Origin of the sequence: uncultured Sphingomonas sp. (assembly GCF_964021865.1) — a bacterium.
In the GTDB taxonomy this organism is placed as follows: Bacteria; Pseudomonadota; Alphaproteobacteria; order Sphingomonadales; family Sphingomonadaceae; genus Sphingomonas.
The window spans coordinates 1-16,264 of sequence record NZ_CAXIAM010000013.1; the positions used below are offsets into that span (position 1 = coordinate 1).

Here is a 16,264-nt window from a genome sequence, read left to right on the forward strand (position 1 = left end):
CCCGCGCCGATATTCTGCGCCGCCATCGCGCTGACCGCCGCGCCGACCGCCATCGCGGGCATCTGAATATAGGTCCACAGCTGGTTCGCCGCGCCATAGGCCGCGGTGGTCGCGGTGCCGTGACGGTTGACCAGCCCGATCATCGCCAGCGCCGATGTCGAGACGACCAGCATCTGCAACCCCATCGGCACGCCCTTCGCGACGATCGTCCGCAGGAGCGTGGGATCGGGGAGGATGTAGCGCCACTCGGCACCGCGCAGCCGGATCGGCAGGTCACGACGGTAGATGTAGACGAGCAGCGCGATTAGTGAGACCGTATTGGCAATCAGTGTAGCAGTCGCCGATCCCTTGATCCCCAGCGCCGGGATCGGCCCGAAACCGCGGATCAGCACCGGGTTGAGCGCGACGTCGATCACCGACCCCAGCGCCATGAACTTGAGCGGGGTAATCGAATCGCCCGTCCCGCGCAGCGCCATTGTCAGCAGCACGCTGACGAACCCCGGCACCATCGCGACGAAGATGACGCGCAGATAGGCGAGTGCGAGCGGATACACCTCCATTGGGGTCGCCAGCACGCGCAGGATCGCAGGCGCGGCGAGCAGCCCGACGACCACGGTGACGATCGACAACAAGGTGAACAGCCCGACCGACGTGCCGAGTACGCGCCGCACCGCGTCCAGATCGCGACGGCCCATATTCTGGCCGATCAGGATCGTCGCGGCCATGCCGAAGCCGAACACCGCCGCGATCAGCAGGAACATGATGATGTTGGCGTTGGTGGTCGCCGCCAAGGCGCGCTCGCCGAGGAATTGCCCGATCCAGATCGCGTTGATCGACCCGTTGAGCGATTGCAGGATACTGGAACCGAGCGTCGGCAGCGCGAACACCAGCAACGTGCGTCCGATCGGACCGGTCGTCAAATCCTGTTGCGGTCCGCGCGCCATGCTTCCCCCCCTCGAACCGCCGCTGTAGCGCGCATGCCACCGTGGCGACAGCGGAACCGGATCAGTTGCGTTCGGTATCGGCGGTGTTGCGGTCGCGCAGCTCCGCCCCCGCGTCTTCGAGCGCTGCGCCCGCCCGGTCGCGCGTCCGGTCGCCGTGGCGGCGTACTTCGTCTTCCAGCCGGTCGGACGCTTCCGAGATGCGATCCGCGGCGCGGTCGATCTGATCGGCGGCAAGGCCATCGACGCGGTTAGTGACGTGATCGGCCAAACGGTCAGTCAGCGAATCGACGCTCTGCACGACATTGTCGGAGGCGCGCTCGATATCCGAGGCAATCGCATTGCCGGTGCGTTCGGCATGATCCTCGGCGCGGTCCGAACAGGCTCCCAGCGCCAGAGCGGCAAGCGGAACGAGCAGGGCAAGCGGCTTCATCGTCTTTCTCCGTGGCTTGGCACGGTCAATCGTCGGAGCCGCGGCTTTGTTGCGTCACGCCGCGCGCAGCGACCGGCCGATCTGCGCGAAGAAGGCCTGGCTGCTCGCGCTGCTCTCCACGTCCCACTCTGGGTGCCATTGCACCGCCAGCACATCAGCGCCGTTCGGCCGCGCCGCGATCGCCTCGATCACGCCGTCGTCGCTCGACCAGGCCTCGACCGTCAGCCCGTCGCCGAGCCGCTCGACCGCCTGCTCGTGGACCGAATGGACCGACAGCCGCCGCTCACCGGTCAGCGCCGCCAATGCGCCATCGGCGGCGAGCTGCACCTCATGTCGATGGTCGAACAGCGTCGCATAATCCGCGTGATCCCAGCCGCCGCGCAAATGCCGGCCGCAGCAGCGTTCGGTCGAGAGGGTGCCGCCGAACAGCACGTTGATCTCCTGCATCCCCCGGCAGATGCCGAACACCGGCTTGCCCGCCGAGATCATCGCATCCGCCATCGTCAGCGCCACGTCGTCGCGCTCGCGATCCAGCACGCCGCCGTCCTCGTCGCTGGTCGCGCCATAGCGCGTCGGCGCGACGTTCGAGCGTGATCCCGTCAACAGAATGCCGTCGAGATAATGGGTTAGCGAGGCGACGTCGCATAGCTCGGCGATCGCGGGCACCAGCACGACGCACGCCTGCGACACGCGCGCGAGCGGCGCGATGAAGCGACTCGCCACCACCTGCACCGGGCGCTGCACCGTTTCGTTGCAACACAGCACCCCGATCACCGGCTTGCGCGGCTCAGCCATCGTTGGCGCGCCAATCGCTCGCATTGTCATGCGCTTGCGCCTCTGGCTGCACCACGAGCTGCCCGGCGGGCACGTCCTCCAGCAACCAGACGTTGCCGCCGATCATCGCGCCCGCGCCGACCGTCACGCGGCCCAGGATCGTCGTTCCGGCATAGATCACCACATCGTCCTCCACGATCGGGTGCCGTGCGTAGCGCGTGCGGGGCCGATCGGGATCATCACCGCGCGGCGTTCGTGCCCCTAAAGTGACGTGCTGGTACAGCCGGACTCGCGAACCGATGATCGCGGTTTCACCAATGACCACGCCGGTGCCGTGATCGATAAAGAACGACGGACCGATCGTCGCGCCGGGGTGGATGTCGATCCCGGTCCGCTCGTTGGCCAGTTCGGAGATCAGCCGCGCGACGATCGGCGCGCCAAGGTCATAGAGCAGATGCGCGAGCCGGTGATGCAGGCTGGCGATCGCGCCGGGATAGCAGACCAGGATCTCGTCGGCGCTGCGTGCGGCGGGGTCGCCGAGGAACGCCGCCTCGACATCGCTGTCGATCAGCCGCCGGATGTCGCCCAGCCCGGCGACGAACAGCCGCACGATCGTCGCGGGCTGATCGCGATCGAAGGTGCCGCTGCTCGCCTCCGCCTGCCAATAGCCCAGCTCGGCGGCGATCTCGCGTTCCAGTTCGGTCGCGGCGGCGAGCAGCTTGGCGGCGACGAAGCGGTCTTCCTCGGCCGGCGCACCGCGGAACTGCCCAAGCCGGCGCGGGTAGAGCGCGGCGGATAACAGCTCGATCACCCGCTCCAGCGCGCCGCGCGACGGAAAGCTGGTGGTGTCGCGTCCGTCGTCATGCCGCGCCCGCCACGCCCCGCGCGCCGCACGCAATTCGGCGACCGCCTCCGCCACCGGGACTGAATTGCGTTGATCGGTCATGCGCGCTCCTCGTTCGAGGCGCATCATATCCCATCAAGGTCATGGGTGTTGAAAGAAGCAGCGCGGGTCCCCCCAAGCTGGACTGCTCAGGGTTCGTCTGCGTCCAGTTTACCAGATCCTTCGATCGGAATACCGGCAGCCCGGGGAAATGCGCGAACGACGAGTTGACGAGGTAATAATCGTCACCCACCCGCGTTACCGACGGATCGGGATAATAGCCTGAGAGTATTGGATTCTGATACGCGCTGGCGGTGACGGTAACCCGCTCCTGCGCCTTGCCGTCGTAGCGGAAGCGCTCGAAGTGCGCGACCTGTCCCGCCGCCGTTCCCGCCCATGCCGCAAGGCCGATCGCCACGCCGCCACGCAGCGCGCCATTCCGAAGCTTATGACCCACGATCCTCTCCCGATCCATTCAGGCCAGAGTAGTCGTTAGCGCTATCATCGCAAGCGCGATCACCGACTGGCGTGGTCAGGAACGATGCTGTGGGGAGGAAGCTGGATGCCCGACAAGGATTCGAACCTTGATTGACGGAGTCAGAGTCCGCTCTCTTACCATTAGAGGATCGGGCAGCAGCGAGGGGGGCATCTAGAAGCGCCGACGCGCGGTGTCAACGCCTGCCTTGCCCCGCGTACCCCGACTGTGTAGCCTTGGGGCCAAGCACCGGGGGATCGCAGGGGCGGTCCCGGTCCGGCAGATGTAAGAAAGTTGACGGCAATGGTGGATTTTCCCGCCCAATTGCCGCGCCGGCAGGCCCCGAGCCCTGCCCGTTCGGCACGACCCCAGCCGCGCCACACGCGCGGCGCCCCGCGGCATTATGCGGCGCTCGATCTCGGCACCAACAATTGCCGCCTGCTGATCGCACGGCCGCAGGGCGACGGCTTTGCGGTGGTCGACGCCTTTTCGCGGATCGTCCGGCTCGGCGAGGGACTCGCGCACAGCGGCGCACTGTCCGATGCCGCGATCGAGCGGACGATCGCCGCGCTGCGCGTCTGCGCGGACAAGTTGAAGCGCCGGAACGTCACGCTGGCGCGCTCGGTCGCGACCGAAGCGTGCCGCCGCGCGAGCAACGGCGCGACGTTCATCGCGCGCGTGCTGGAGGAAACCGGCATCCACCTCGACATCATCTCCGCCGAGGAAGAGGCGCGCCTCGCCGTGCTCGGCTGCCATGCCTTGCTCGAACCAGGCAGCGGGCCGGCACTGGTGTTCGATATCGGCGGCGGCTCGACCGAACTGGTGCTGGTCGATGCCGACACCACCGTGCCGCGCGTCCGCGACTGGCATAGCGCGCCGTGGGGCGTCGTCTCGTTGACCGAGAGCGCCGGCGGCGGGAACACCCCCGAGGAGCGCGCCCGCGCCTACAAGCGGATGCGAACGCTGGTGGCGGAGAGCTTCGCCCCTTTCGCGGCGCGGTTGCCGCGGCCCGGCGGCGTGCCGCGGCTGCTCGGCACGTCGGGAACGGTGACGACGCTCGCCAGCGTCCACCTGGGCCTCGAACGCTACGATCGTTCGCAGGTCGACGGGCTGATCGCGCCCGCCGCGGCGATGCGGACGATCAGTCAGGAGCTGGCCGGGATGTCGCTCGCCGAACGCGCCAAATTGCCGTGCATCGGCCGCGAGCGCGCCGATCTGGTCGTCGCGGGATGCGCGATACTCGAAGGCATATTGGACCTGTGGCCCGCCGAGCGGCTGGGGGTCGCCGATCGCGGCATTCGCGAAGGTATCCTGCGCCGGCTGATGGAGACGGGCGCATGAGGGGTGCCGGAGTCGGGCGGCAGCGGGTCAAAACCGCCAAGCGCCGCACCGCGCAATCGACGCGCTGGCTGGAGCGGCAGCTCAACGATCCCTACGTCCGCCGCGCCAAGGCCGAGGGCTATCGCAGCCGCGCCGCGTACAAATTGATCGAACTCGACGAGCGGTTCGGTTTGCTCAAGGGCGTCAGGCGCGTCGTCGATCTCGGGATCGCGCCGGGCGGGTGGAGCCAGGTGGTGCGACGCGCCTCGCCGGGCGCGGCGATCGTCGGGATCGATCTGTTGCCGGTCGATCCCATCGACGGCGTCACGATCTTCGAAATGGACTTCATGGACGATACCGCGCCGGACAAGCTGATGGAGGCACTCGGCGGCGCACCGGATCTGGTGATGTCGGACATGGCGGCGAACACCGTCGGCCACCCGCAGACCGATGCGCTGCGGACGATGGCGCTGGTCGAAACCGCGCTGGCGTTCGCGATCGACGTGCTGCGGCCGGGGGGCACGTTCGTGTCGAAGGTGTTCGCGGGCGGCGCGGACTCGACGCTCGTGGCGGAGATGAAGCGAAACTTTACGACCGTGAAGCACGCCAAGCCACCGTCGAGCCGCAAGGGCTCGGTTGAGTGGTTCGTCGTGGCGCAGGGGTTCAAGGGGCGCGCGGTCAGCGGAGAATAGCGCTGGCTGTGCAACGATTGCGACGAGCTTCGAATCTCAACCGTTCGCACTGAGCTTGTCGAAGTGCGTGTCGCAAGCGACCTGCTCGGATCACGTGCTTCGACAGGCTCAGCACGAACGGGGCGAGTGGGCGTACGTTACATACGCCTTCCTCTTATTCAGCACCGTCCTTGCGAGCGCTTACGCCTTCTTCGCCGCGATATACGCGTCCACCTGCTCCTCGAGCACATCGAGCGGCAGCGCGCCCTGCCCCAGCACCGCCTCGTGGAAGCTGCGGATGTCGAACTTCGACCCCAGCTCGCGCTCCGCTTTCGCGCGCAGCTCGGCGATCTTCAACTGGCCGACCATGTAGCTGGTCGCCTGCCCCGGCCAATTGAAATAGCGATCGACCTCGCGCGCAATATCGGTGTCGCTGACCGAGCTGTTGGCCCGGAAGTACGCGACCGCCTGTTCGCGGGTCCACTTCTTGGAGTGCACGCCGGTGTCGACCACCAGCCGGATTGCGCGCCACACCTGATTCGAAAGCATCCCGAACTCGGCGTAGGGGTCCTTATACGCCCCCATCTCCTTGGCGAGCCGCTCGCTGTAGAGCCCCCACCCCTCGACATAGGCGCCATAGCCGCCGAACGCGCGGAACTTGGGCAAGCCCTCCAGCTCCATCGCGCGCGCGATCTGGAAATGGTGCCCCGGCGCGGCCTCGTGCGCGGCGATCGCGTCGAGCTGGATCTTCTGCGTCTGGTTCATGTCGACCAGATTGACGTAGAAGATGCCCGGCCGCGATCCGTCGGGCGCAGGGCGGTTGTAGAAGGCGGTCGAGGCGGTGCCCTCACGCCATTTCTCGACCGCGCGCACCTCCAGCTTCGCCTTGGGCAGTCGCTCGAACCATTGCGGCGCGGCGGCCATCATCTGCGCGACGAAGCTGCGCGCATCGCCCAGATACGCCTCGCGCCCCGCCTCGGTGTTGGGATATTTGAAGCGCGGATCGGTGCGCACCACCTCGAAGAATTGTTCGAGCGTGCCGTTGAAGCCGACGCGCGTCTTCACCGCCTCCATCTCCTTGCGGATCGCGGCGACCTGCCGCAGCCCGAGGTCGTGGATCTGGTCGGCGGTCAGATTGGTGGTCGTCGAATCGCGCAGCCGGACGGCGTAATAGGCCGCGCCCTGCGGCAGCTTCCACGCCCCCCAATTGCCGGTCGATTGCGGCTCCAGCGTGTCGAGCGTCGTGAACATCAGCTCGTAGCCGCGCTTCATCGGCCCGGTCATCGCCGCCGCTGCCGCCGCCAGTAGCCGCTGCTTTTCCGCGTCGGAGGCCTTGAGCGCGGCCACCTTCTTGCGGAAATCGGCCATCAGCGCCGAGTCCGCCCCCGCGGTGAACGGCGCGCCCGTCAGCACCTTGCGCGCGTCCGCCCGAACGGGGGCGTAGGTCATTTTGAGCGGAACGATCCCCATCTTCGCCTGCTCGCGCATCAGCGCGGCGGTCTCGCGCATCACCCGCTCCGAATCGCGGATGCGCGCGACATAGGCGTCGGCATCGGCGACGCTGTCGACGCGATGGTTGTTGATGAGGAACGCCGGCACCTCGCCCATCGGGCTGCCGTTGGTCGATACCGGATAGCGCCACTTCCGAAATCGGAAGCTGTCGCGCGCGCGTTCGACCTGATCCTCGAACAAACGGTAGCTCAGCTTGCCGCTCGGCCCCAGCCTGGCGGGCGAGAAGCCGGCGCGCATCTCGCGCAGCTGCCGCTCGGCCAGGTCGCGTTCGCGGATCGCGGCGGCATCGGTATTGTCGTCGAGCTTGTCGTAATTGGTCTTGAGCCCGAGGCTGGTCTGCGCCTCCGGGCTGAGCGCGACGCGCGCGTCGAACGCGCGGTCGAGGAAGGCGGTCAGCCGTGCGTCCTCCGCCGCGGTCGAGGCGGCGGGGGCTTGGGCGGCGATCGTGGCGGGCGCGGCGAGCGCGAGGAGCAACGCGCGCATCAGTTCGGCCCCTGCCCGGTCGCGGCGGCAGTCGTGGGCGGAACCGGCGGCGCATCGGAGCGCGCCACCGCCAGCGCGCGGTCGTACCACGCCGACAGGTCGCGCTTCATCGCCACGAGGGCGTCGGGATTGAGATAGGTCATGTGCCCCGCCGGATAGTAAGTGAACGAAAGATTCCGCTGCTGCGCGGGCTCGAGCATCATGTGCCCAAGGTCGTTCTCGGTGCCGAAGAACGGCGTCGCCATGTCGTACCAGCCGTTCATCGACAGCACCTGCAGATACGGATTGCCGCGCATCGCCGCCGCCAGATCGACCGCGGTGTTAGGATTGTTCTGCTGCCCGCCCCCGCGCAGCGGCGAGTCGTGCTTCCAGTTCCACGTCCAGCCCTTCGCGTCTCGTGCCGACAGCCGGTACGGCATGTCGGTCTTGTAGCCGAGCGTGTGGGTCGCGTAATCGTTGAACGTCGCGATGAACGCGCCGGAGATCGCATCCGAGGACACGTCGCTTTCGGGGCGCTCGCCCGCCGCGTCGCTATCGACCCCGACATAGCGCGAGTCGAACCGTCCGACCGTCTGGCGGGAACCGCGCAGCAATTCTTTCTGGAAGCGCGCGAGATCGACGCGCAGGTTGCTGCGGATCAGGAATTCGGGGCTAAGCCCGGTCAGCTCGCTCATCCGCCGCGCGACGCTGTCACGCTCCGCGGGCGTGATATTCTGCCCCTTGGCGAGCGCCGACATATACGGGCCGACCGCAAACTCGCGCGCCTGCTGCACCACCGTCGCGACGTCCGCCGGGCGGTTGGGGAGCCGGTTATGATACCAGGCAGTCGCGGCATAGCTCGGCAGGTAATTGAGATAGACCTGATCGAGCCCCGGCTGGCGATAGCCGTAGTTCATGATCGAGCTGAGCAGTACCACGCCGTTCAGCGCCATGCCGCGGTCCTGCAACTGGTACGCCAGCGCACCCGAGCGCAGCGTGCCGTAGCTTTCCCCGAAGATAAACTTGGGCGAATTCCACCGCCCGAACTTGGTCGAATAGCGCAGGATCGCCTTGGCGAAGGCGTCGGCATCCTCGTCGGTACCGTAGAAGTCGGACGGTTTGGCGTCGCCGAGCGGGCGCGAATAGCCCGCGCCGATCGCGTCGAGGAACACCATGTCGGTCTTGTCGAGCAACGTGTACGGGTTCGGCCCGAAATCGTAGGGCGCGGGGCGGATGAACTCGGGGCTGCCGGTCTGCAGCCGCACCGGCGCGAACGACCCCATGTGCAGCCAGAAGGTCGGGCTGCCCGGCCCGCCGTTATAGAAATAGGTGATCGGGCGCTTCGTCCCCGGCTTCGTCCCGTCGAGCGTATAGGCAGTGTAGAACATCGATGCGGTCGGCTTGCCCTCGATGTCGCGGATCGTCAGCGTGCCGGCGGTGGCGGTATAGCCGAGCCGCTTGCCCGCGACCGTCACCGCGCCTTTCGAGCGTTCCTCGCGCTCCTCGACCGGCGCATTCGCGGTGGCGGCGTCGGCTTCCTCCTTCTGCACCTCGGCATTGGTCTTGGCGGGACGCTTGTCCTTGTCCTGCGCCAGCGCCGGCATCGTCGCGGCGGCGAGCAGGAGGGCGGCGTATCCGAAGCGCATCAGGCGATCCCCTTATAGGTCAGGGATGCTGGTGTAATCGTCGCAACGGAAACGATGCAAGCCGTTGTCGCGGTTACAATCAGCGTCATTTCCGCGCAGGCAGGAAATCAGACGCGCAGGTCTTCGCAGGAGTCGCAACGTCAGAGGTTCTGGATTCCCGCCTGCGCGGGAATGACGAGGGAAGTTTCAGTCGTCCTCGTCCTCGAACCCCACCAGCGCCAATGCGCGCGCCTTGATCTGGCGGGTCATGCACCAATGGACCAACGCCTCCTCGCGACCATGCGTCACCCATACCTCGCGCGGCGAGATTTCGCTCAGCGTCTCGGTAAGTTCGTCCCAATCGGCATGGTCGGACAGGATCAGCGGCAGCTCGACGTTCTTCTGCCGCGCCCGCTGGCGCACCCGCATCCAGCCGCTCGCCATCGCGGTGATCGGATCGGGCAATCGCCGCGACCAGCGATCGTTGAGTGCCGAGGGCGGACACATCACGACATGCCCGGCCATCTCCGCCTTCGCGACGCCGGTCGCCGGGCGCAGTTCGCCCAGCGGCACGCCGTGTGCCGCATACAGGTCGCACAGCCGCTGGAGCGCGCCGTGAATGTAGATTGGCGCATTGTGCCCGCGGACGCGCAGCTCCGCGATCACGCGCTGCGCCTTCCCCAGCGCATAGGCGCCGACGACGATGCAGCGATCGGGATTGGCGTGGAGCCGCGCGATCAGCTTGTCGATCTCGTCGCCGGTATCGGGGTGGCGGAACACCGGGAGCCCGAACGTCGCCTCGGTGATGAAGACGTCGCATTTTACGGGCTCGAACGGCGCGCAGGTCGGGTCGGCGCGGCGCTTGTAATCCCCCGACGCGACCACCCGCTCACCGCGATGGTCGAGTACGATCTGCGCCGAGCCGAGCACATGCCCCGCGGGGACGAAGCCGACCTCGACCTCGCCGAGCCGGATGCTTTCGCCATATGCGACCGGGTGCCCGACCTGCTCGCCGTAGCGCGCATCCATGATCGCGAGCGTCTCGGGGGTCGCCCACACTTCGCCATGCCCGCCGCGCGCGTGGTCGGCGTGGCCGTGGGTGACGAGCGCGCGCGCGACCGGGATCGAGGGGTCGACCCACGCATCGGCGGGGCGCACGTACAGCCCGTGCGGATGCGGTTCGAGCCAGTCGCCAAGCGTTGCCATCCCGCACCAACCGCGCGCGCGGATCGAAGTTCATCGACGCGTCGTTGACGCCACACAGTTAGGAGAGAGCCGATGGCTGGCGACGGTTTATGGAGCTTCGTGGTGATCGCCGGACCGATCGTCCTCGTCGTGGCGCTGCTGTTCGCGATGCTGCGAAACCGCCGCAAGCCACATGAGGAAGCGCGCACCGAACAGGCGACGCGCGAGCTGTACAAGCAGCAATCGGCCGAGGATCGTACAAGGACGCCGTGACCTTCCGTCATTTCCCGCGAAGGCGGGGATACAGACGCGCGGGTCGTCGTGAGAGCCACAAACGTCGGAGGTTCTGGCTTCCCGCCTACGCAGGGGTGACGGTGTATTGAGGCACGCAGTTGCCCCGCCCATTCCACCACCTACATCACCGACATGCCCAGCCGGACGCCCGTTTGACCGCCCTGCCCGCCGTCCTCACCGCCTGGTTCACGCGTCGCGGCTGGCAGCCGCGGCGGCACCAGCTGGCGATGCTGGACGAAGCGCGCGCCGGGCACCACGCGCTGCTGATCGCCGCCACCGGCGCGGGCAAGACGCTCGCGGGCTTCCTTCCCACGCTCGCGGAGCTCGTCGACGCGCCGGTTGACGGGCTGCACACGCTCTACGTCTCCCCGCTCAAGGCGTTGGCGGTCGACATCCAGCGCAACCTGCTTGCCCCCATCGAGGAGATGGGGGTCGATATCCGCGTGGAAACCCGCACCGGCGACACGCCGTCCGACCGCAAGGCACGTCAGCGCGTCAAGCCGCCGCACATCCTGCTGACCACGCCTGAATCGCTGTCGCTGCTGCTCAGCTATCCCGACAGCTTCACGATGTTCGCCGGGCTGCGGACGATCGTTGTTGACGAAGTGCACGCCTTCGCCACTGGGAAACGCGGTGACCTGCTTAACCTGTGCATGGCGCGGCTCCAGACGATCGCGCCGGGCCTGCGCCGCGTTGCGCTGTCGGCCACGGTCGCCGATCCGGACGGCTATCGCGCGTGGCTGGCGCCCGATGGCGATATCGACCGCGTCGCGCTGGTGCAGGGTGACGCCGGAGTCGATCCCGATATCGCGATCCTGCTACCCGAGGGGCGCGTGCCGTGGGCGGGGCATTCGGGGCGCTATGCCGCCGAGCAGGTGATGGCCGAGATCGAGACGCACCGGACGTCGATCGTCTTCTGCAACACGCGCAGCCTTGCCGAGCTGATCTTCCAGGATCTGTGGAAGGCCAATGCGATGCAGCTGCCGATCGGCATCCACCACGGCAGTCTCGAAAAGGAAGCGCGCCGCAAGGTCGAAAGCGCAATGGCCGACGGCCGGCTGCGTGCGCTGGTGGCGACCGCCAGCCTCGATCTCGGGGTCGACTGGGGCGACGTCGATTGCGTGATCCAGATGGGCGCGCCCAAGGGATCGTCGCGCTTGCTTCAGCGGATCGGACGATCGAACCACCGGCTCGATCAGGCGAGCGAGGCGATCCTCGTCCCCGGCAACCGCTTCGAATATCTGGAGGCGCGCGCCGCGCTCGACGCGGTCGAGGCGGGCGAGCTGGACGCCGACATGTTCCGGATGGGCGCGCTCGACGTGCTCGCGCAGCATGTCATGGCGTGCGCCTGCGCCGCGCCGTTCGAGCAGGTGGCGATGCTGGAAGAGGTGCGCTCCGCCCTCCCCTATTCGGCGCTGACCGACGAATTGTTCGACCGGGTGCTCGGGTTCATCCGCGACGGCGGCTACAGCTTGCGCGCCTATGACCGCTTCAAGCGGCTGACGCAGGATGCCGACGGGCGCTGGCGCGTCAGCCACCCGAAATTCGTCGCGCAGCACCGGCTCAACGCCGGGATCATTGTCGAGGCGACGATGCTCAAGGTCCGCTTCCGCAACGGCCGCGCGCTCGGCAAGGTCGAGGAAGGCTTCGCCGCAACGCTGAGCCACGGCGACACCTTCTTCTTCGCGGGGCTGAGCCTTGAGGTCGAGAAGATCGACACCGAAGATCTGATCGTCCGCGCCACCAGCCGTCCGGCGCGCATTCCCACTTATGGCGGCAGCCGGATGCCGCTGTCGACCAACCTCGCCAATCGCGTCCGGCGCTTTCTCGATACGCCGGCGGAGTGGCACCGCTTTCCCGACGACGTGCGCGAGTGGCTGGAGATCCAGCAACGCCGCTCGACGCTGCCGCATCCCGAGCAATTGCTGGTCGAAACCTTCCCGCGCGAAGGGCGGCATTATATGGTCGCGTACAGCTTCGAGGGCTGGAACGCGCACCAATCGCTAGGCATGCTGGTGACGAAGCGGATGGAGACGCTGGGGCTCAAGCCGCTCGGCTTCGTCGCCAACGATTATGCGATCGCCTGTTACGGGCTGGAGAAGGTCACCGACCCGGCGGCGCTGTTCAGCGCCGACATCCTCGAACATGAATTCGTCGAATGGGTCGAGCGCTCGCACCTGCTCAAGCGCGCGTTCCGCGAAGTGGCGGTGATCGGCGGGCTGGTCGAACGCCAGCACCCCGGCAAGCGCAAGACCGGGCGGCAGGTGACCTTCTCGACCGACCTGATCTACGACGTGCTGCGCCAGTACGAGCCCGGCCATGTGCTGCTCCAGGCCGCCTGGGCGGATGCGCGCGCGCGGATGACCGACGTGGGGCGGCTCGCCGATCTGCTCGATCGCGCCGCCGACACGATGGTGCATGTCGATCTGCCGCGCGTCACGCCGCTGGCGGTGCCGGTCCTGACGCTGATCGGGCGCGAGAAGGTCGCGACCGGCAGCGCCGACGACGCGCTGCTGATCGAGGCCGAGGCGCTGGCGGCGGAGGCGATGCGCGTGGATTGATTGCGCGCGCGGCCGGGCGTAGCCTGAGTCATGGAGAGGTGGTTCGCGCTGTTGCTGGCCTGCGTCGCGTTGCCGGCGGCTGCGCAGGATGCGCCACCGCCCGTGCCGCCGACCGTGCCGGTCGGCGACGATCTCGCCTTTCTGAACCAGGAAGATCGCATGACCGTGTCGGTGCGGATCGACGCCGCCGGCCCCTTTCCGTTCATCGTCGACTCGGGCGCGCAACGCAGCGTCATCTCGCGCCAGCTCGCCACGCGCCTCGCGCTGCCGCCCGGACCGACGGTGCGGATGACGACGATCACCGGCACCAGCATCGTCGGGACGGTCGTGATCCCGTCGCTGTCGGTCAGCAGGCTGGGTGCACGGCGCGTCGAGGCGCCGGCGCTCGACGCGCACGACATGGGCGCGTTGGGGATACTCGGCATCGACGCGATGCAGGATCACGCGCTGACGATCGATTTCGACCAGCAACGGATGACCGTGGCGCCCGCAGTCGGCGTGAAGCCGCCGCGTCCCGAACCCGGCGAGATCGTCGTGCGCGCCAAAAGCCTGTTCGGGCAATTGGTCGTCACGAACGCCACGGTTGCGGGGCGACGCGTGCGCGTGGTGCTGGATACCGGAACCAGCATCAGCATCGGCAATCTGGCGCTGCGCCGCCTGCTGACGCGCCGTGGCGGCGGGGTACCGATCGTCTTCACCAGCGTCACCGGCGACAGCATCACCACCGATTATGCCGCGGTGCCGATGTTGACACTGGGCAGCGCCACGATCCGCTCGCTGCCGGTCGGCTTCGCCGACGCGCGGCCGTTCGCGGCGTTCGGGCTGGAGGGGAAGCCGGCGCTGCTGCTGGGGATGGACGTGCTGCGGCTGTTTCGTCGCGTCCATATCGACTTTGCGCGGCGCGAGTTGCGGCTGCTGCTCCCCCGCGACGCCGGACGCGCCAAGGTGTTGTAAGATGTTGCACCCTTACCGCTTCGCTGCGACGATCGCCGGAACGACGAAGGGGAATGTGCATGCGTAACGTAGCGGTCGCGGCCGGCATAATGACGATGCTCGCGACGGGCGCCGCGGCGCAGACCCGCCCCGATCAGAAGGCGTTCTTCGATCTCTACAAGGAGATGGTCGAGACCAACACGGTCGTGAACGTCGGCAGTTGCACGCAGGCGGCGGCACAGGTCGGTGCGCGGCTGAAGGCGGCCGGCTTTGCCGAGGCCGATATCACGGCGTTCTCCGTACCCGAGCATCCGCAGGACGGCGGGATCGTCGCGGTGCTGAAGGGCAGCGATCCCGCCGCCAAGCCGATGCTGCTGCTCGGCCACCTCGACGTCGTCGCCGCCAAGCGCGAGGATTGGCAGCGCGATCCGTTCAAGCTCGTCGAGGAAGGCGGCTATTATTATGCGCGCGGCGCGGTCGACGACAAGGCGATGTCGGCGATCTGGGCCGATGCGATGATCCGCTTTCGTCAGCAGAACTATCGCCCGAAGCGGACGATCAAGCTCGCGTTGACCTGCGGCGAGGAAACCACTTTCGCGTTCAACGGCGCCGACTGGCTGGCGAAGAACCGCCCCGAGCTGATCGCCGCCGAATTCGCGCTCAACGAGGGTGGCGGCGGGCGGCTCGACGCGGCGGGCAAGCGGCAGTTGCTGGCGGTGCAGGTCGGTGAGAAGGCCGCTCAGAACTATACGTTCGTCACCACCAACCCGGGCGGGCACAGCTCCGCCCCTACTCCCGACAATGCGATCTACGCGCTGGCCGATGCGATCAAGGCGGTGCAGGGTTATGAGTTCCCGGTGCATTTCACCGACACCACCCGCGCCTATTTCACCGCCACCGCCGAACGCGCCGACAGCGAACAGGCCGCGGCGATCCGCCGGCTGCTCGCCGATCCGACCGACAAGGCGGCCGACGCGATCGTCAGCCGCGATAAGGTCCTCCACTCGACGCTGCGCACGACCTGCGTCGCGACCCTGCTCAACGCGGGCCATGCCGAAAACGCGCTGCCGCAGCGCGCGACCGCGAACGTCAATTGCCGGATCTTTCCGGGCGAGACGGCGGACGGCACGCTCGCGACGTTGAAGCAACTGGCCGGCGAGAAGGTGACGGTCACCGCCAACCAGCCGGTCCGCCCGACCGCGATCCCGCCGACGCTCGACCCCAAGGTGATCGAACCGATGAAGCGCGTCGCGGCGAAGCACTTCCCGAACTTGCCGCTGCTACCGATGATGTCGACCGGCGCGACCGACGGCGTCTTCCTCGAAGCGATTGGCATTCCGGTGTACGGCGTCCCCGGCACCTTCGTCGATCCGCAGACCAGCGGCGTCCACGGCCTCAACGAGCGGATCCGCGTCGACTCCCTGTATGATGCACGCGACTATATGTTCGATCTGGTGAAGGCCTATGCCGGCTAAACTGTTGATCGACGGCGTCGGCTAGGGCATGGCGGACGGCATGGTTCCCGTTCCGTTCGCCGAGCTCCGCTTCGCCGGGCACGTCTGGCAGGCGTTGCCCGAGGGCGCGCTGTTCTGGCCGGCGCGGCGGGCGTTGCTGGTCGCCGATCTGCATCTCGAAAAGGCGAGCTGGTACGCGCGCGGCGGGCAGATGCTGCCGCCCTATGACTCGATCGCGACGCTGACGGCGCTGTCCGCCACGATCGCGGCGACCGGGGCGGAGGAAGTCTGGTGCCTCGGCGACAGTTTCCACGACATCGCCGGCTGTGACCGTTTGCCCGACGCGGCGCGCGAGCGCCTGTCGACGCTGACGGCATTGACGCGCTGGACGTGGATCACCGGCAACCACGACCGCGTCTATGTCGATCGCTGCGGCGGCGCGGTGCGCGACGAGGCGGTGGTCGACGGTATCGTGCTTCGTCACGAGGCCGATCCACGTGAAACACGCCCCGAGCTGTCGGGCCATTATCATCCCAAGTTGCGGGTGAAGGTCCGCGGGAAGCTCGTTGCGCGGCGCTGTTTCGTGGCGACCGCGACCAAGCTGATCTTCCCGGCGTTCGGCGCGCTGACCGGCGGGCTCGACGTTACTCACCCGGAGATTGCTCGCGCGACGGGTGGCGGGGCGGAGGCGCTGGTCGCACTTCCGGACCGGTTGTTGCGATTTCCTGTCGCGGCCTGACG

14 protein-coding genes, 1 tRNA gene and 1 pseudogene are annotated in these 16,264 nt (G+C 67.6%); 7 read left to right on the forward strand and 9 right to left on the reverse strand.

Annotated features, from left to right (window positions below; genetic code table 11):
- The 6 genes and pseudogenes from AADI75_RS05260 to AADI75_RS05285 all read right to left on the reverse strand — a co-directional run.
- On the reverse strand, window positions 1–944 hold a 944-nt coding region (locus AADI75_RS05260; RefSeq protein ID WP_341207996.1), incomplete at its 3' end, for an MATE family efflux transporter.
- 61 nt (window positions 945–1,005) lie between these two features.
- Window positions 1,006–1,374 (reverse strand): hypothetical protein, encoded by a 369-nt coding sequence (locus tag AADI75_RS05265; protein ID WP_341207997.1) that lies wholly within the window; start codon window positions 1,372–1,374, stop codon window positions 1,006–1,008.
- Window positions 1,375–1,428: 54 nt separating this feature from the next.
- On the reverse strand, window positions 1,429–2,169 hold the full coding sequence (locus AADI75_RS05270; RefSeq protein WP_341207998.1) for a gamma-glutamyl-gamma-aminobutyrate hydrolase family protein: 741 nt from the start codon (window positions 2,167–2,169) through the stop codon (window positions 1,429–1,431).
- A complete protein-coding gene (gene epsC / locus AADI75_RS05275) occupies window positions 2,162–3,094 on the reverse strand; it encodes a serine O-acetyltransferase EpsC (RefSeq protein WP_341207999.1) in 933 nt (310 codons plus the stop codon). The genes AADI75_RS05270 and epsC overlap by 8 nt, the downstream gene beginning before the upstream one ends.
- A 97-nt stretch (window positions 3,095–3,191) precedes the next feature.
- Window positions 3,192–3,506 (reverse strand): annotated as a pseudogene (locus tag AADI75_RS05280) (family 43 glycosylhydrolase); the annotation flags it as partial.
- 84 nt (window positions 3,507–3,590) lie between these two features.
- A tRNA-Gln gene (locus AADI75_RS05285) sits at window positions 3,591–3,664 on the reverse strand.
- 145 nt (window positions 3,665–3,809) lie between these two features.
- On the opposite strand from AADI75_RS05285, the gene AADI75_RS05290 reads away from it, so the two are divergent.
- Entirely contained in the window at window positions 3,810–4,847 is a 1,038-nt protein-coding gene (locus tag AADI75_RS05290; RefSeq protein ID WP_341208059.1) for a Ppx/GppA phosphatase family protein, read from the forward strand.
- Window positions 4,844–5,518 carry an RlmE family RNA methyltransferase gene (locus AADI75_RS05295; RefSeq protein ID WP_341208000.1) on the forward strand — a complete coding sequence of 225 codons (675 nt, stop codon included), beginning with the start codon at window positions 4,844–4,846 and terminating at the stop codon, window positions 5,516–5,518. The genes AADI75_RS05290 and AADI75_RS05295 overlap by 4 nt, the downstream gene beginning before the upstream one ends.
- Before the next feature lie 180 nt (window positions 5,519–5,698).
- Here AADI75_RS05295 and AADI75_RS05300 read toward each other — a convergent pair whose 3' ends face one another.
- The 3 genes from AADI75_RS05300 to AADI75_RS05310 form a co-directional block, all read right to left on the reverse strand.
- Complete coding sequence (locus AADI75_RS05300; RefSeq protein ID WP_341208001.1) at window positions 5,699–7,492, reverse strand: DUF885 domain-containing protein; 1,794 nt, start codon at window positions 7,490–7,492, stop codon at window positions 5,699–5,701.
- Window positions 7,492–9,117 (reverse strand): peptidase S10, encoded by a 1,626-nt coding sequence (locus AADI75_RS05305; protein WP_341208002.1) that lies wholly within the window; start codon window positions 9,115–9,117, stop codon window positions 7,492–7,494. The genes AADI75_RS05300 and AADI75_RS05305 overlap by 1 nt, the downstream gene beginning before the upstream one ends.
- A gap of 186 nt (window positions 9,118–9,303) precedes the next feature.
- On the reverse strand, window positions 9,304–10,302 hold the full coding sequence (locus AADI75_RS05310; protein ID WP_341208003.1) for a ligase-associated DNA damage response exonuclease: 999 nt from the start codon (window positions 10,300–10,302) through the stop codon (window positions 9,304–9,306).
- Window positions 10,303–10,374: 72 nt separating this feature from the next.
- Between AADI75_RS05310 and AADI75_RS05315 the strand changes: the two genes are divergently transcribed.
- The 5 genes from AADI75_RS05315 to pdeM all read left to right on the forward strand — a co-directional run bounded on the left by AADI75_RS05315 (window position 10,375) and on the right by pdeM (window position 16,262).
- Window positions 10,375–10,554, forward strand: coding sequence for a hypothetical protein (locus tag AADI75_RS05315; protein ID WP_028967386.1), 180 nt, complete (start codon window positions 10,375–10,377; stop codon window positions 10,552–10,554).
- 173 nt (window positions 10,555–10,727) lie between these two features.
- On the forward strand, window positions 10,728–13,136 hold the full coding sequence (locus AADI75_RS05320; protein WP_341208004.1) for a ligase-associated DNA damage response DEXH box helicase: 2,409 nt from the start codon (window positions 10,728–10,730) through the stop codon (window positions 13,134–13,136).
- 30 nt (window positions 13,137–13,166) lie between these two features.
- A complete protein-coding gene (locus AADI75_RS05325; RefSeq protein WP_341208005.1) occupies window positions 13,167–14,090 on the forward strand; it encodes an aspartyl protease family protein in 924 nt (307 codons plus the stop codon).
- A 59-nt stretch (window positions 14,091–14,149) separates the two neighbouring features.
- On the forward strand, window positions 14,150–15,544 hold the full coding sequence (locus AADI75_RS05330) for a M20/M25/M40 family metallo-hydrolase (protein WP_341208006.1): 1,395 nt from the start codon (window positions 14,150–14,152) through the stop codon (window positions 15,542–15,544).
- Window positions 15,545–15,584: 40 nt separating this feature from the next.
- Window positions 15,585–16,262, forward strand: a complete 678-nt coding sequence (pdeM, locus tag AADI75_RS05335) for a ligase-associated DNA damage response endonuclease PdeM (protein ID WP_341208007.1) — start codon at window positions 15,585–15,587, stop codon at window positions 16,260–16,262.
- The last annotated feature ends 2 nt before the right edge of the window (window positions 16,263–16,264 follow it).

Excerpts from the sequence above, each read along its gene's own strand:
- pdeM (WP_341208007.1), top strand. The coding sequence starts at position 15,585 with ATGGTTCCCGTTCCGTTCGCCGAGCTCCGCTTCGCCGGGCACGTCTGG.
- AADI75_RS05325 (WP_341208005.1), top strand. The coding sequence starts at position 13,167 with ATGGAGAGGTGGTTCGCGCTGTTGCTGGCCTGCGTCGCGTTGCCGGCG.
- AADI75_RS05315 (WP_028967386.1), top strand. The coding sequence starts at position 10,375 with ATGGCTGGCGACGGTTTATGGAGCTTCGTGGTGATCGCCGGACCGATC.
- AADI75_RS05290 (WP_341208059.1), top strand. The coding sequence starts at position 3,810 with ATGGTGGATTTTCCCGCCCAATTGCCGCGCCGGCAGGCCCCGAGCCCT.
- AADI75_RS05265 (WP_341207997.1), bottom strand. The coding sequence starts at position 1,374 with ATGAAGCCGCTTGCCCTGCTCGTTCCGCTTGCCGCTCTGGCGCTGGGA.
- AADI75_RS05305 (WP_341208002.1), bottom strand. The coding sequence starts at position 9,117 with ATGCGCTTCGGATACGCCGCCCTCCTGCTCGCCGCCGCGACGATGCCG.
- AADI75_RS05330 (WP_341208006.1), top strand. The coding sequence starts at position 14,150 with ATGCGTAACGTAGCGGTCGCGGCCGGCATAATGACGATGCTCGCGACG.
- AADI75_RS05300 (WP_341208001.1), bottom strand. The coding sequence starts at position 7,492 with ATGCGCGCGTTGCTCCTCGCGCTCGCCGCGCCCGCCACGATCGCCGCC.
- AADI75_RS05295 (WP_341208000.1), top strand. The coding sequence starts at position 4,844 with ATGAGGGGTGCCGGAGTCGGGCGGCAGCGGGTCAAAACCGCCAAGCGC.
- epsC (WP_341207999.1), bottom strand. The coding sequence starts at position 3,094 with ATGACCGATCAACGCAATTCAGTCCCGGTGGCGGAGGCGGTCGCCGAA.
- AADI75_RS05270 (WP_341207998.1), bottom strand. The coding sequence starts at position 2,169 with ATGGCTGAGCCGCGCAAGCCGGTGATCGGGGTGCTGTGTTGCAACGAA.
- AADI75_RS05310 (WP_341208003.1), bottom strand. The coding sequence starts at position 10,302 with ATGGCAACGCTTGGCGACTGGCTCGAACCGCATCCGCACGGGCTGTAC.